This is a genomic window from Streptomyces griseoruber (genome assembly GCF_001514205.1).
GTDB lineage: Bacteria > Actinomycetota > Actinomycetes > Streptomycetales > Streptomycetaceae > Streptomyces > Streptomyces griseoruber.
The window spans coordinates 1,206-15,034 of the sequence record NZ_KQ948769.1 but is presented as its reverse complement, the minus strand read 5'-3'; the positions used below and the strand labels follow the sequence as shown (position 1 = coordinate 15,034).

Genomic DNA, 13,829 nt, shown 5'->3' with positions numbered 1-13,829 from the left:
TTGAGCGCACGTCGACGAGACCGGGTCCCCACCCGGAATCCGCGCCCCATTTACCCCACTGCGCTCAGGTCGACGAATCTAGCGGAGGTGTGGGGCCCGTGTGCGCGATGTGTCATTTGTGTGCAGACGTCATGCCCATGTCCATGGCTGGAATCCATCCATCGGTGGGCCGCTGAAGCCAGCCCTCCACCCCGGCGATCTCGGCCGCGGACCGTCGAAGCGCATCGAGGCCCGGATGGACCAGCCCCTTTCGCCACACCAGTGACACGGGCGACAGCGGGACCGGGTCGATCAAGGGCCGCGAGACGGCCCCCGTCATTGCCTGAAAACCCACCACGGCAAGGACGGGATTGCCCAGCTTCGTCGTGATACGCCGGAACTCCTCCTCCCCGACGGCGAGCGGCGCGGGCGGCGCGAGACGGATCCCGCGCCCCTCGAACAGCCGCTCCGCGAGGTCGGTCCACTCCGGCGTCCGGGGATTGCCGGCCCCGGCGTACACCGTCTCCCCGGCGAGCGCGGCCAGCGGCACCTCGGTCAGCCCCGCCAGCCGGTGACCCTCGGGCAGCACCACCGCCATCGGCTCGTACCGCACGAGCCGGTGCTCCAACCGCCCCCGCAGCACGGGGTCCAGCCCGGCGTACCGCCCGAACGACGCGTCCAGCCGGCCCGCGACGATCTCGGCCGCCGCGCCCGTGAGCCCGCTCTCGTACCGGGCCATCAGCTCCAGCTCGGGGGCGAGTTCCCGGGCCCGGTGCAGGACGCGCCGCCCGGTGGCCAGGTTCGGCGAGTTCAGGTCGACCAGCAGGGGCCGGGCCCGCCCGAACGCGGCGACCAGGTCGTCCTGCGCCTGAAGCACCCGGCGCGCGAACGGCACCAGCCGCTCCCCGTCCGCCGTCAGCGTCACCTGCCGGGTGGTCCGGACGAACAGCTCGGCCCCGAGCTCGCTCTCCAGCCGCCGTACGTCCCGGCTGAGCGCCTGCTGGGCGACGTACAGCCGGGCGGCGGCGCGGGTGAAGTGCAGTTCCTCGGCGACGGCGAGGAACGCGCGCAGCAGACGGGGGTCGACATGGGTACGGCCGGGTGCGGACATCCGGCGAACCTACAACGGCGGTGCGTGAATCGGCACCGAGAAGGTGTTGGACCCCCTGATCAGCCCCGGGAGACGGTTCCTCCATGCCGGACAGCCACCCTCAGCGCCTCTTCGCCGTCACCTCCGACACCCTCGTGATCGCCGACCTCACCCCTCGCCGTGCCGGGCGCCGCCCCCGCGACCGCGGTTCCCGCGGGCACGGCCCCTACCGCCGTCTCCTCGCCCTCCCCGGCGCCCGTGCCTTCACCGCCGGGAACCTCCTCGCCCGGCTGCCCATGGGCATGTTCAGCGTGAGCGCGGTGGTGATGATCGCCGGAGCGCGCGGCTCGTACGCCCTCGCCGGGGCGGTCACCGCGACCGGCCTCGCGGCCACCGCGCTCCTCGCGCCCTGGATCGCCCGGCTGGTCGACCGGCACGGCCAGGCCAGGGTCGCGGTGCCGGCCACGCTGTTCGCCGCGCTCGGCAGCCTCGCCCTGCTGCTCTGTGTCCACTGCGGCGCCCCGGACTGGACCCTGTTCGCCGCCTACGCCGCCACCGCGACGACCCCCAACACCGGCGGGATGTCCCGCGCCCGCTGGAACCATCTCCTGGGCGGCGACCCGGCCGCCCTGCACACCGCGAACTCCTTCGAACAGGCCGTCGACGAGCTGTGTTTCATGCTGGGCCCGGTGGCCGCGGCCTTCCTCTGCGGCACCTTCTTCCCGGAGGCGGGCACCCTGGCCGGGGTGGTGCTGCTGGTCACGGGCATCCTGACGTTCACCGCCCAGCGGGCGACCGAGCCGCCCCCGCACCCCCGGCCCGCGGCCCGATCGCCCCTGCGCACACCCGGCCTGCCGCCGCTGCTGGGCGTCTGCCTCACCCTGGGCGCGGTGTTCGGGGCGACGGAGGTGGCGACGATCGCGTTCGCCGACGAGCGCGGTCACCGTACGGCGGCGGGGCTCGTCCTCGCCCTCCAGGCGGCCGGCTCCTGCGCGGCCGGTCTCGTCTACGGGGCGATACGGCCGTCCGGTCCCGCCGCCCGGCGGCACCCCTGGTGCGTGGCCGCGATGGCCACGCTCCTCACCCTCCCGCCGCTCGCGGCGGCCGGCGCGGGCTCGCTCCCCCTGCTGGCCGGGGCCCTGCTCGTCTCGGGGACGGCGACCGCCCCGACGATGGTCACCACCATGGCCCTGGTCCAGGAACGCACCCCGGTGGCCCGCCTCAACGAGGGCATGACCCTCGCGGTGACCGGCCTGCTCGGCGGCATCGCCTGCGGCAGCGCGACGGGCGGCTGGCTCGCCGACCACACCTCCCCCGCGACCGCCTACGCGGTCCCCGTCACCGCGGCGACCACGGCCCTGCTTCTCTCGCTCGCCACCGCGCGGTCGCGACACCGGGGCGGTGTCAGCCCAGTTGCCCAGCGCCTGTGCGTATCCCTTCCAGGAGGAGCGCGAGGGCGGCGGGGGTGATGGTGAGGACCGTGGTGGGGGTGTCGCTTTCGCGGACGTGGAGGGTGGTGGGGGTGGAGCCAAGTTCGAGGCAGTTGTTGCCGTCGCCGCTGCCGGAGAAGGATGACTTCTGCCAGTTGTCGATAGTGGTCACAGTTCCTTCGCCAACCTGTGGATGAAGTTCCGCGATGGGTCGGGTTCGAGCGATACGGACTCCACCTTACGGAAAAGCGTCCGAAAGGCGCCGAGTTGTGCCTCGGAGTCGATGAAGCCCGCTCCTTGCGGGCCGTCGCGCAGGGCCGTGTCCAGCTTCGGCACGACCCCGCCCACGTACATCATCGCGTTCGTGGCGCCGGCGAATCTGTCCAGGTCGAAGGGGATGACCCGTACGGTGATGTGCCTCTCCGTCGCGAACTCAAGGATGCGGATGAGTTGAGCCCGCATGGCGGCGCGGTCGCAGGCCCGGATACGCAGCGCGGCTTCGTGGATCACCGCTGTGTACGGAACAGGCGCCGGGCCCATGATGATCGCCTTGCGTGCCGTCCGATGCCTGACCCGCAACTCCAGGTCAGCATCCGGCAGTTCGGGGACGCGGTACGAGAAGACGGCGCGGGCGTAGTCCTCGGTCTGGAACAGCCCCGGTACGTGCAGAAACTCGACATCGAGCCGGTACGCGCCGTGGTGTTCCAACTCGGCAAGGTCCAGGAACGACGAGGGCAGCAGTCCTCGGTACTCCTCCCACCAGCCCCGGGTGCGATCGGTCGCCATGTCCACGAGTGCGCCGATCAACTCAGCGTCCGTGCAGGAGTAGTGGGCGGCGAGTTGTCGTACGCGCGCCTCACTGACTCCCGCCGTGCCGAACTCGATCTGGCTCATCTGCGCCGAGTCCGTGCCGAGCAACGCGGCAGCCTCGCGCCCCTTAAGTCCTGCCGCCTCGCGTAGTTTCCGCAGTTCAGCACCCAGGCGAGCCTGACGTGCAGTCACCTGCGCTCTGCGGGCCACGACGTCCTCCTTGAACTCGTTCGGGTAGCAGATTACGGCAGCGGCTTGCACGGTCCCAAATTGTGGCCTTACCGTCAGTGATGCGACATTCACTCAGCGGAAGCGCACCGCTTCGTCCTGCCAGGACGCCTGCGGCACTGCCACCGAACCCTCTTCAACAGTCGGAGCTGCCCCATGCCTGAAAACGACTGCGACCCGTGGGAGTACTCCCTGTACATCCCCACCGAGCCCAGATCGGTCACGGTCTCCCGCCGCACCCTCCGCCTGATCCTCACCCTGCACGGACTGGCACACCTCGCCGACACCGCCGAGCTCCTCGCCTCGGAGCTGATCTCAAACGCCGTACTGCACACCAAGGGCCCTGCCTGCCTCCGCGTACGCCACCGCGCCGGCGTCCTCCAGATCGGCGCCTGGGACGCCGACCCCGCACCTCCCGAGCCCCCGAGTGACTTCGCCGAACTCGCAGATGCCGAGAACGGCCGAGGCTTCGCCCTCGTACGGGCCTGCTCGGACCTGTGGGGATGGCAGCCGCTGTCCCGGCTGGGGCTGCGCGGCAAGCTCGTGTGGTGCGAACTTCCGGCGGCGTAGCTCGTTGATCACGTCAGGCAGAAAGACAGGAGAGCTGATGGTCACCTCGTCCCACGAGGCGCTGCACCGCATCTTCCAGAAGGACCCCGCACTCCTCACCCGCGCGCTCCAGCAGGTGCTGCACATCCCCTTCCCCGAGCCGCGCGAGTTCGCGGCGATGAATGTCGACCTCACCGAGATCGAGCCCGTCGAGCGCCGCGTCGACACCCTGCTGCGGGCCGAGACCGACGACGGGACCTACCTGCTGGTCGTCGAATCGCAGGGCAAGCCGGACGAGCGCAAACGCAGCAGCTGGCCCTACTACCTCAGCTACCTCCACGAGAAGTACCGCAGTGAACCCGTCCTCATCGTCGTCACCCAGAGCAGGGCCACGGCCCGATGGGCCGCCGAGCCCATCCACCTCGGCGTGCACGGCATGCCCTCGCTGACGGTCCGGCCGTTCGTCCTCGGGCCGGAGAACGTGCCGCTCATCGCGACCGAGCGGGAGGCCAAGAAGGATCCGCCCCTTGCGGTGCTCTCGGCCATGACACACGGCCGTGGACGGCAGGCCCCGGCGATACTGGAATCGCTGGAAGCCGCCCTGCGGACCATGGACCGCGAGACCGCCGCGGTGCTCGCGCAGTTCGTCGACTCGTGCCTGGCAGATGCCCAGGCCCGGCAGATGTGGAGGGACCTGATGACGGCGATGCAGTACTTCTGGCGGCACCCGTGGGCCGAGGAAGGCCGGGAAGAGGGGCGAGAAGAGGGGCGGGAAGAGGGGCGGGAAGAGGGGCGGGAAGAAGGCCGGGTCCAGGAACGGGCCGAGATGGTCCTGAACATCCTGCGCTGGCGCGGCATCGACGTCCCCGACTCCGTGCGCGAGCGCGTCGACGCGTGCACCGACCTCGACCAGCTCACCACCTGGTCCCAGCGCGCCGTCCACGCCACCACCGCCGACGACCTCTTCACCGCCGTCGAGTAGACACACTCCCGACGCGGGCCCGGCTCCCCGGACGCCGGGCCCCCGCGCCGCGCACACCACCGGCCAATTCCCGCCCACCCCATTGACGCACGTCACAGCCGCCCCCTACCTTCCCCCGTCGAAGCGCTTCGACGTCACGCATCGAAACGGTTCGACGACCTCGTCGAACGCCGCGTGACGGCTGTTCCTGCCCGAGAGAACCATCCCGAACTCCCCCGGAGGCACAGGATGTTGACGGCGAGAAGGCGTGCGGTGGCGAGTGCGGCGGGGGCCCTGGCGGGTGCCCTGCTGCTGGCCTCCTGCGGCGGCACGAACAACAGCGGCAGCTCCGATCCGAAGACCCTGCGGTTGTGGCACTACGAGGGCCCCACCAGCGCGATGGGTGTGGCCTGGGCGGAGGCGATCAAGGAGTTCGAGGCCCAGCACCCGGGCGTGAAGGTGAAGTTCGAGGAGAAGAGCTTCGAGCAGATCCAGAAGACCGCCCCGATGGTCCTCAACTCCTCCGACGCGCCCGACCTCATGGAGTACAACAAGGGCAACGCGACGGCGGGCCTGCTGTCGAAGCAGGGGCTGCTCACCGATCTGTCCGCGGAGGCGGCGGAGCGCGGCTGGGACAAGCTGCTGAGCCCGGGTGTGCGCACCACCAGCCAGTACGACGACAACGGTGTCATGGGTTCCGGCAAGTGGTACGGGGTCCCGGACTACGCCGAGTACACGATGGTCTACTTCAACAAGGACCTGTTCGCGAAGTACGGGCTGGCCGAGCCGAAGACGTTCGACGACCTGGTCACGGCGATGGACACCTTCGTCGCGCACGACGTGACCCCGCTCGCCAACTCCGGCGCCGAGTACCTCGCCCAGCAGTACCTCTACCAGCTCGCCCTGTCCAAGGCCGACCGCTCCTGGGTCGACTCCTACGAGCTGTACCGGGGGAAGACCGACTTCCATGACGCGGCCTGGACGTACGCGGCCGAGACCTTCGCCGACTGGGTGAAGAAGGGCTACCTCGGCGAGAAGTCCAGCGGCACCAAGGCCGAGGAGGCCGGGGTCTCCTTCATCCGGGGCAAGGCGCCGATCCTGTTCTCCGGGAGCTGGTGGTACGGCCGTTTCCAGGCGGAGGCGACGACGTTCGACTGGGGCACCACCCTGTGGCCGGGCTCGGACCTCACCCTCGGCTCCGGCGGCAACCTCTGGGTCGTCCCCAAGAGCGCCGGCAACAAGGAACTCGCCTACGACTTCATCGACATCACCCTGTCGAAGAAGATCCAGAACCTGCTCGGCAACAAGGGCGGGGTCCCGGTCGCGGCGGACCCGGCCGCGATCACCGACCCCAAGGCCAAGGAGCTCATCGCCAACTTCAACACGCTGTCCGGCAGGGACGGTCTCGCCTTCTACCCCGACTGGCCGGTCCCCGGCTTCTACGACGTCCTGGTCTCCGAGACCCAGAAGCTGCTCACCGGCAGCGAGAAACCGGACGCCTACCTGGACGCGTTGCAGAAGGCGTACGACAAGGGTGTGCCGCAGCGATGACGGTGCGCGGCCCCCGCGACTCCTACGCCCTGTTCCTGCTCCCCGGCGCCCTGGCCTTCCTCGCGGTCGTGATCGTGCCGTTCCTGATGAACACCGCCCTCGGCTTCACCGACTGGCAGGGCGTGGGCCGCCCCGAGTGGTCCGGGCTCGACAACTACCGGGAACTGGCGCACGATTCCGCGTTCTGGGCGTCCTTCCGGCACAGTCTCTTCATGGTCGTCGCGATGGCGGCGATCCCGACGGCGCTCGGGCTCGTCCTGGCCGCCGCCCTGTTCGACTACATCGGCACACACGTCGGCAGCCGGGTCGCGGCGATCCTGCGGGCCTGCTTCTACCTCCCCCAGGTGCTGCCGGTCGCGGTGGCGGGCATCGTCTGGAGCTGGATCCTCGCCCCGGACGACGGCACCCTCAACGCCCTCCTGAAAGCGATCGGGCTCGGTGCCTGGCAACAGGACTGGCTCGGCGACCCGGACCTCGCGCTCTCCACCGTGATGGCCGTCCTGGTCTGGGTCCAGCTCGGCTTCCCGCTGGTCGTCTTCATGGCCGGGCTCGCCCGCATCGACCCGCACCTGCACGAGGCGGCCGAACTGGACGGCGCCGGCTGGTGGCGCCGCTTCCGGCACATCACCCTGCCGCAGCTCCGGCCGGAGACGTACGTCGTCCTGACCTGGTGCACGATCGCCGCGCTGAAGGTGTTCGGCGCGGTGTACGTCCTGACGAAGGGCGGACCGGGCGGCGCGACGGACGTCCCGTCCTACTTCTCCTTCACCACGTTCTTCGAGAAGACCCAGGTCGGCTACGGCGCCGCTGTCTCCACCGTGCTGACCGTCATCATCCTCGCCCTCGCCGTGCTCGGTCTGAAGCTGCAGAGCCGTGCGGAGGACCTATGACCGCCCTGCGCCGTCACACGGTGCTGCTGGCCCTCTGCGTCGCGGCCCTCTTCATGGTCGTGCCGTTCCTGATCGTCGCGGTGAACGCGGTCAAGTCCCCGGCCGAGTACGCGCAGGACGGCCCGCTGAGCCTGCCCGACGGCCTCTACCTGGACGGTCTGAAGGACTTCTGGCAACGGGTCGACTACAGCCACAAGCTCATCAACTCGGTCCTGATCAGCGGCTCGGTGGCGGTGGGGGCCGTGCTCCTCTCCGTCCTGAACGCGTACGCGATCGGCATCGGAAGGATCAGGGGCCGCACCTGGGTGCTGGCCTTCTTCGTCCTGGCGAACATGCTGCCGCAGGAGGCGCTCGTCTACCCCGTGTACTACCTGAGCAAGCAGGCGGGCCTGTACGACACCCGGCTGAGCGTGATCATCGTCTTCACGGTGATCCAGGCGGCGTTCGGCACGTATCTCCTGTCGTCGGTGCTCGGGCGATTCCCCCGGGAGATCCTCGAGGCGGCCCGTATCGACGGCGCCGGCAGATGGCAGGTGCTGTGGCGGATCGTGGTCCCCGTCAGCCGTCCCACGCTCGGCGTCCTCCTCGTCTTCTTCTTCGTGTGGACCTGGAACGAGTTCCTGCTCCCGCTGGTCATGCTGATCTCCAACGACAACCAGACCGTGTCGGTGGCCCTCGGCGTCCTCCAGGGCCAGCGGCTGATGGACGCCACCATGACCAACGCGGCCGCCCTGCTCGGCGTCCTGCCCGCGCTCGTCTTCTTCCTCGTCTTCCAGCGCACGCTCACCCGCGGCATCGCGGTGGGCGCCGTGAAGTAAGGAGACCCCCACCCATGAAGTTCTCCGACGGTTACTGGCTGCTGCGCGAGGGCGTCACCGCCGCGTACCCGGCCGAGGTCCTCGACGTCACCGAGCCCGACGGCGCCGACGCCGACGCCGGCGCCCTGGAGATCCACGCCCCGACCCGGCCCGTCCGCAGCCGCGGCGACCTGATGACGGGACCGGTCATGACGCTCACCGTCCGCACCCCGATGCCGGACGTCATCGGCCTGACCCTGCGCCACTTCACGGGCGGACAGCCACGCGAGCCCGTCTTCGACCTCACCGGGTCCGAGGCCTCACCCCTCCTCTCCCACGACGACGACCACACGACCCTCACCTCCGGCGCGCTGTCGGTCCGAGTGGCCCGCTCCGGCCCCTGGCGGGTGGAGTTCCGCGCCCACGGCCGCACCCTCACCACCAGCGGCCCCCGGGGCATGGCCATCCTGCGGGACGCGGCCACCGGCGGCCACTATCTGCGCGAACAGCTCGACCTCGGGGTGGGCACCTCGGTCTACGGCCTCGGCGAACGCTTCGGCCCGCTCGTCAGGAACGGCCAGGTCGTGGACATCTGGAACGCCGACGGCGGCACGGCCACCGAACAGGCCTACAAGAACGTGCCGTTCTACCTCACCGACGCCGGCTACGGCGTCTTCGTCGACCACCCCGGCAAGGTGAGCTTCGAGGTCGGCTCGGAGGCCGTCTCCCGGGTGCAGTTCAGCGCGGAGACCCAGGAGCTGACGTACTACGTCATCCACGGCCCCACCCCGAAGGACATCCTCCGCCGGTACACCGCCCTCACCGGCCGCCCGGCGCTCCCGCCCGCCTGGTCCTTCGGCCTGTGGCTGTCGACCTCCTTCACCACCTCCTACGACGAGGAGACGGTCACCTCCTTCATCGAGGGCATGCGGGAACGCGAACTGCCGTTGTCCGTCTTCCACTTCGACTGCTTCTGGATGCGGGAGTTCCACTGGTGCGACTTCCGCTGGGACCCCCGGGTCTTCCCCGACCCGGAGGGCATGCTGACCCGGCTGAAGGCCAAGGGCCTGCACGTCTGCGTCTGGATCAACCCGTACATCGCCCAGCGCTCGCCACTGTTCGCCGAGGGCAGGGCGCTCGGCCATCTGCTGCGCCGCCCCGACGGCGGCGTCTGGCAGTGGGACATGTGGCAGCCCGGCATGGCGCTGGTCGACTTCACCAGTCCGGGCGCCCGCGAGTGGTACGCGTCCAAGCTGGAGGCGCTGCTCGCGCAGGGCGTCGACTGCTTCAAGACCGACTTCGGCGAGCGGGTGCCGCTGGACGTGGAGTGGTCCGACGGCTCCGACCCGGAGCGGATGCACAACTACTACACGTACCTCTACAACCGCACGGTCTTCGACGTCCTGCGCAAGCACCGGGGCGAGGGCGAGGCGGTCGTCTTCGCCCGCTCGGCGACGGCCGGCAGCCAGAAGTTCCCCGTCCACTGGGGCGGCGACTGCGAGGCGACGTACGCCTCGATGGCCGAGTCGCTGCGCGGCGGGCTGTCGCTCGGCCTGTCGGGCTTCGGCTTCTGGAGCCATGACATCGGCGGCTTCGAGGGCACCCCGACACCCGCGCTGTTCAAGCGCTGGCTGGCCTTCGGACTGCTGTCCTCGCACAGCCGGCTGCACGGCAGCTCCTCGTACCGCGTCCCCTGGCTGTTCGACGAGGAGTCGGTGGACGTCCTGCGGCACTTCACCCGGCTGAAGCTGCGGCTCATGCCGTACCTCTACGACGTCGCCCGCGTCGCCCACGAGGAGGGGCTGCCGGTGATGCGGGCGATGGTGCTGGAGTTCCCCGACGACCCCGGGTGCGCACAGGTGGAGCGGCAGTACATGCTCGGCCCGGATCTGCTGGTCGCCCCCGTCTTCAGCGACGAGGGGGACGTCACCTACTACGTCCCCGAGGGCACCTGGACCCACTTCCTCACCGGACGCACGGTGACCGGACCGCGCTGGGTGCGCGAACGGCACGGGTTCCGCAGTCTGCCGCTGCTGGTGCGGCCGGGCGCGGTGCTCCCGGTGGGCGCGCACGCCGACCGGCCCGACTATCCGCACGCCGAGGGGGTGACCCTGCGGACGTACGGCCTGGAGCGGGGGACGGAGGTGACGGTGCGGGTCGGCGACACGGTCTTCACCGTCGTACGGGAAGCGGACACCCTGCGGGCTTCGGCGGGCGACTCCCCGGCGCCCTGGGCGCTCGCGGCCGGGGACCGGGTGACCCGGGCCGCGGCGGGCACCGGCTTCCTGACGCTGGAGCTGCGCTGATGGCGAAGATCACGGATGTGGCGCGGCGGGCCGGGGTCTCCGCCAGCACGGTGTCGTACGCCCTCAGCGGCAAACGCCCGATCTCCACGGCGACCCGGCAGCGCGTCGAGGCGGCCGCCCGCGAGCTGGGCTACCGCCCGCACGCGGGCGCCCGGGCCCTCGCCGGCCGACGCTCCAACGTCCTGGCGCTGGTCGCCCCGCTGCGGGCCGGCATCCATGTCCCGGTGGTCATGCAGTTCGTGGCGTCGGTGGTGACGGCGGCCAGACGCCACGACCACGACGTCCTGCTCCTGACCCAGGAGGAGGGCGAGGACGGTCTGCGCCGGGTCGCGGACACCGCCCTGGTCGACGCGCTGATCCTGATGGACGTCCAGCTCCACGACCCCCGGCTGCCGCTGCTGCGCACCCTGGACCGGCCGTCCGTGCTGATCGGCTTCCCGCGCGACTGTGCCGGGCTGACCTGCATCGACCTCGACTTCCGGAGCGCGGGCGAGCGGTGTGTGGAGCATCTGGCCCGGCTGGGGCACCGGGTGGTGGCGCTCGTCGGGTCGCCGCCGGAGGTGTACGTGCGCGGGACGGCGTTCGCCCAGCGCGTCGTCCAGGGCTTCACCGCGGCCGCCGACCGCGGCGGGCTCGCCTCGGCCGTCCACCCCTGCGAGGCGACCCCGGCGGCGGCCCGGCAGGTCGCCGAACGCCTCCTGCGCGACCAGCCCGCGCTGACCGGCGTGGTCGTCCACAACGAGGCGGTCCTCGAACCCCTCGTCAGCGCCTTCGAACAGCTCGGGCTCCGCGTCCCCGGAGACCTCTCCGTGGCGGCGATCTGCCCCGACGAACTCGCCGACCGCCTCCACCTCACCTCCGTGGCGCTCCCGTCGGCGGAGGTGGGCGAGCGAGCGGTCGACCTGCTGATGGAGAAACTGGCGGGCGGTCTCGTACCGGAGGCGACCCTCCTCCAGCCGACCCTGAACCGACGGGCGAGCACGGCGGCGCGGACGACCGCCTGACCGCCTGACCGCATGCCCGCCTGACCGCCTGACCGCATGACCGCATGAGAAAGGGGCCCGCACTCGGGTGAGTGCGGGCCCCGGTCTTCCGGTCAGGGCGTCTCCACCAGGTACCGGACGCGGTCCACCACGAACTCGCCGTAGTGGAGGGCCGTCCCGATGCTCTCCATCCCCTGGTACTGCTCGGGGGACAGCGTCGCGCCGGGCGCGTACTCGACGGCGTTCAGCAGCACGCGGAGCGCCAGATCCGGGGTGCAGTCGCGGGCGCAGTCGACGAGCGCCTCACGCACCTCGGCCGTGAGGAACCGCGCCCGCTCGATCTCGGCGACGACCGCGTCCCGGTGGGACCGGCCGTCCTCCGTGTCCGCACCGGTGAGGGGACGCACATCGGCCCGCGTGGAGAGCACGGCGTCGCACAGTCCGACGACCGTCCGGGTCCATTCGGCTCCCGTGGTCCCCACGAAACCCGGCATGTACTGGGCTCCGGCGGTCCACAGCACCTCGAGCGTCTCCGAGGGCAGACGGTCGGCGAGCGCCAGGGCGTCCCGGCGTACCGCGAGGACCTCCTCGTCGCTCTCCTCCGCCAGGTGTTTCGCCACGACGTCGGTGGCCGTGGGCCCGTCGTGGATCCAGTCCTGGTGGAAGAACCCCATCACCCACGGGACTCCGAAACCGAACTCGGTGAATCGCGGCACCGCGTGTCTCCTCCTTGCTTGGACAGCAGGCTTACTTCGGGTAGCAGGTCTGCACGTAGTAGCCCCGGGGGTGCTTCGGAATCCCCGGCCCCTTCGGTGCCCTGACCAGCTTGATGTAGTAGCCGTTGCCCGCGGCCTTGGGGTCCCTCACCACGGTCCTGTTGTCGTAGTACACCGTGCCGAGGGACTGGTCCTTCGGCCCGAAGAACCCCGACCAGTCCAGCTCGTTCTTGCTGCCCCTGAGCCAGTTGCTGATCATGCTCGCCTTGTCGGCCAGGGCGGCGTCGACGACCTTCTGGGCCGTGTCCTGGTCGACCCACACGCTGTTCGGCGTGTCCTTGTTGTACTTGACCGTCTTCTGGGCAGCCAGGGCCTCGGCCTCCGCCCTGTTGGGCTTCACGTGCTCCGTGATCGTGTGCGCCAGGCCGGGGAACTTCTGACCGTCGAACACGATGTCGTTGCAGTTGTGGACCAGCACCGGAGTGCTGCCCGCCACCGCGTAGAACGTGTGCAGGCCGGACACCGTCAGGTCGTACACCGTCCGGGGTGCCCGGTCGTCGCGGTCGAGCACCGCCGCCACCGTACGGACCGTTCCGTCGGAGGTGCGCACGCTGTCGCCGGCGCGCAGGTCGGACGCGAGGGTCCAGTCCCGGCCGGTGACGTAGAAGCGGTGGCCCGGCGTGCTCGTCAGACGCCCGCCGTCCGCCAGGGTGATGTCCAACAGGTCCTCGGTCGGGTGCGAGAACGTGCGGGTGACCGGCTCGGCCTGCGTCCGGCCGGTGAGCGGGTCCGTGGCCAGGAGCAGGTCGCCGAGCCGGACGTCACGGATCGCCTTGCGGCTGCCGTCGGCCAGGACCACCTCGGTGGCGCCGGGGAAGCTGTTGAGCTTGCACGCCGTGCGCGCGTCCTCGTACGCCTTCACACTGCGCTCGATCTGGGCCAGCGTCTCCGGGTCCACGTTGTCCAGCGCCTTCAGCGCCTTGAACGCGTCGGTGACCCCGATCCCGGTCTTCATGGCGGCGTCCAGGGCGCGGAGCCCCTCCGCGACCTTCGTGAAGGCCTTGCCCGGGATGAAGTTGGACGCGAACCAGGCGCAGCCCGCGGCGTCGCCGTGGTAGCAGCGGACGGCGTCGCCGAGGACGACCTCGTAGAGGACCGCGCCCAGGGTGTCCCCGAAGAGGGCCTGCCAGCCGAGGCGGGTGATGTCACCGGCGGTGAAGTGGTGCGTCCACTCCTGCTTCTGGTTCTTGAGGACCACCGTCTTGAGGAAGAGCGTGTCCTCCGCCGGGCAGCCCGACTCGGTGGCGGGGACGTCGGGGTTGGTGCAGAGGTAGTAGCTGACCGTGAGGTCGAGGTGCAGTTCGTACGTCACCGTGCAGCCCTGGAGCGTGTAGTCGCACTTGTTGAGCTGCTTGGCCGGGGCCGCGTCGGTCATCTTCTCGATGACGTAGAAGACACCGTTCTCGCCGGTGCCGGCGCCCGACTGCACCTGGTCGTTGGCCTCCTTGCGGTCGGCCGAGTCCGCCGCCTGCTGGGCCG

General features: G+C 70.5%; 13 protein-coding genes. 8 read left to right on the top strand and 5 right to left on the bottom strand.

All coding sequences use genetic code 11. The features are described from left to right. Positions 1 to 112: 112 nt before the first annotated feature. Positions 113 to 1,090, bottom strand: coding sequence for a LysR family transcriptional regulator (locus tag AQJ64_RS18820; protein WP_055632673.1), 978 nt, complete (start codon positions 1,088 to 1,090; stop codon positions 113 to 115). Positions 1,091 to 1,173: 83 nt separating this feature from the next. Here AQJ64_RS18820 and AQJ64_RS18815 point away from each other — a divergent pair, with 83 nt between their 5' ends. Next, positions 1,174 to 2,538, top strand: a complete 1,365-nt coding sequence (locus tag AQJ64_RS18815; RefSeq protein ID WP_240512524.1) for an MFS transporter — start codon at positions 1,174 to 1,176, stop codon at positions 2,536 to 2,538. Here the strand turns inward: AQJ64_RS18815 and AQJ64_RS46090 are convergent. After that, positions 2,474 to 2,671, bottom strand: a complete 198-nt coding sequence (locus AQJ64_RS46090; protein WP_079061775.1) for a DUF397 domain-containing protein — start codon at positions 2,669 to 2,671, stop codon at positions 2,474 to 2,476. The genes AQJ64_RS18815 and AQJ64_RS46090 overlap by 65 nt on opposite strands. Next, on the bottom strand, positions 2,668 to 3,519 hold the full coding sequence (locus AQJ64_RS18810) for a helix-turn-helix domain-containing protein (RefSeq protein ID WP_055632674.1): 852 nt from the start codon (positions 3,517 to 3,519) through the stop codon (positions 2,668 to 2,670). Before AQJ64_RS18810 ends, AQJ64_RS46090 begins: the two co-directional genes overlap by 4 nt. A gap of 174 nt (positions 3,520 to 3,693) precedes the next feature. Here AQJ64_RS18810 and AQJ64_RS18805 point away from each other — a divergent pair, with 174 nt between their 5' ends. From AQJ64_RS18805 to AQJ64_RS18775, 7 genes are all read left to right on the top strand, one after another. Continuing rightward, complete coding sequence (locus tag AQJ64_RS18805; protein ID WP_055632675.1) at positions 3,694 to 4,107, top strand: ATP-binding protein; 414 nt, start codon at positions 3,694 to 3,696, stop codon at positions 4,105 to 4,107. A 37-nt stretch (positions 4,108 to 4,144) separates the two neighbouring features. Further along, a complete protein-coding gene (locus AQJ64_RS18800; RefSeq protein ID WP_059202780.1) occupies positions 4,145 to 5,068 on the top strand; it encodes a hypothetical protein in 924 nt (307 codons plus the stop codon). A 228-nt stretch (positions 5,069 to 5,296) separates the two neighbouring features. Beyond that, positions 5,297 to 6,598 (top strand): ABC transporter substrate-binding protein, encoded by a 1,302-nt coding sequence (locus tag AQJ64_RS18795; protein WP_055637984.1) that lies wholly within the window; start codon positions 5,297 to 5,299, stop codon positions 6,596 to 6,598. Beyond that, positions 6,595 to 7,488 carry a carbohydrate ABC transporter permease gene (locus tag AQJ64_RS18790; RefSeq protein ID WP_055637983.1) on the top strand — a complete coding sequence of 298 codons (894 nt, stop codon included), beginning with the start codon at positions 6,595 to 6,597 and terminating at the stop codon, positions 7,486 to 7,488. Before AQJ64_RS18795 ends, AQJ64_RS18790 begins: the two co-directional genes overlap by 4 nt. Further along, a complete protein-coding gene (locus AQJ64_RS18785; RefSeq protein WP_055637982.1) occupies positions 7,485 to 8,306 on the top strand; it encodes a carbohydrate ABC transporter permease in 822 nt (273 codons plus the stop codon). Before AQJ64_RS18790 ends, AQJ64_RS18785 begins: the two co-directional genes overlap by 4 nt. A gap of 14 nt (positions 8,307 to 8,320) precedes the next feature. Beyond that, complete coding sequence (gene yicI / locus AQJ64_RS18780) at positions 8,321 to 10,591, top strand: alpha-xylosidase (protein ID WP_055637981.1); 2,271 nt, start codon at positions 8,321 to 8,323, stop codon at positions 10,589 to 10,591. After that, positions 10,591 to 11,595, top strand: a complete 1,005-nt coding sequence (locus tag AQJ64_RS18775; protein WP_055637980.1) for a LacI family DNA-binding transcriptional regulator — start codon at positions 10,591 to 10,593, stop codon at positions 11,593 to 11,595. Before yicI ends, AQJ64_RS18775 begins: the two co-directional genes overlap by 1 nt. Positions 11,596 to 11,687: 92 nt before the next feature. Here the strand turns inward: AQJ64_RS18775 and AQJ64_RS18770 are convergent, their stop codons facing one another. Further along, entirely contained in the window at positions 11,688 to 12,290 is a 603-nt protein-coding gene (locus AQJ64_RS18770) for a contact-dependent growth inhibition system immunity protein (RefSeq protein WP_055637979.1), read from the bottom strand. A gap of 31 nt (positions 12,291 to 12,321) precedes the next feature. Further along, positions 12,322 to 13,829: polymorphic toxin-type HINT domain-containing protein (locus AQJ64_RS18765; RefSeq protein ID WP_280529278.1), on the bottom strand; the 1,508-nt coding region annotated here is incomplete at its 5' end.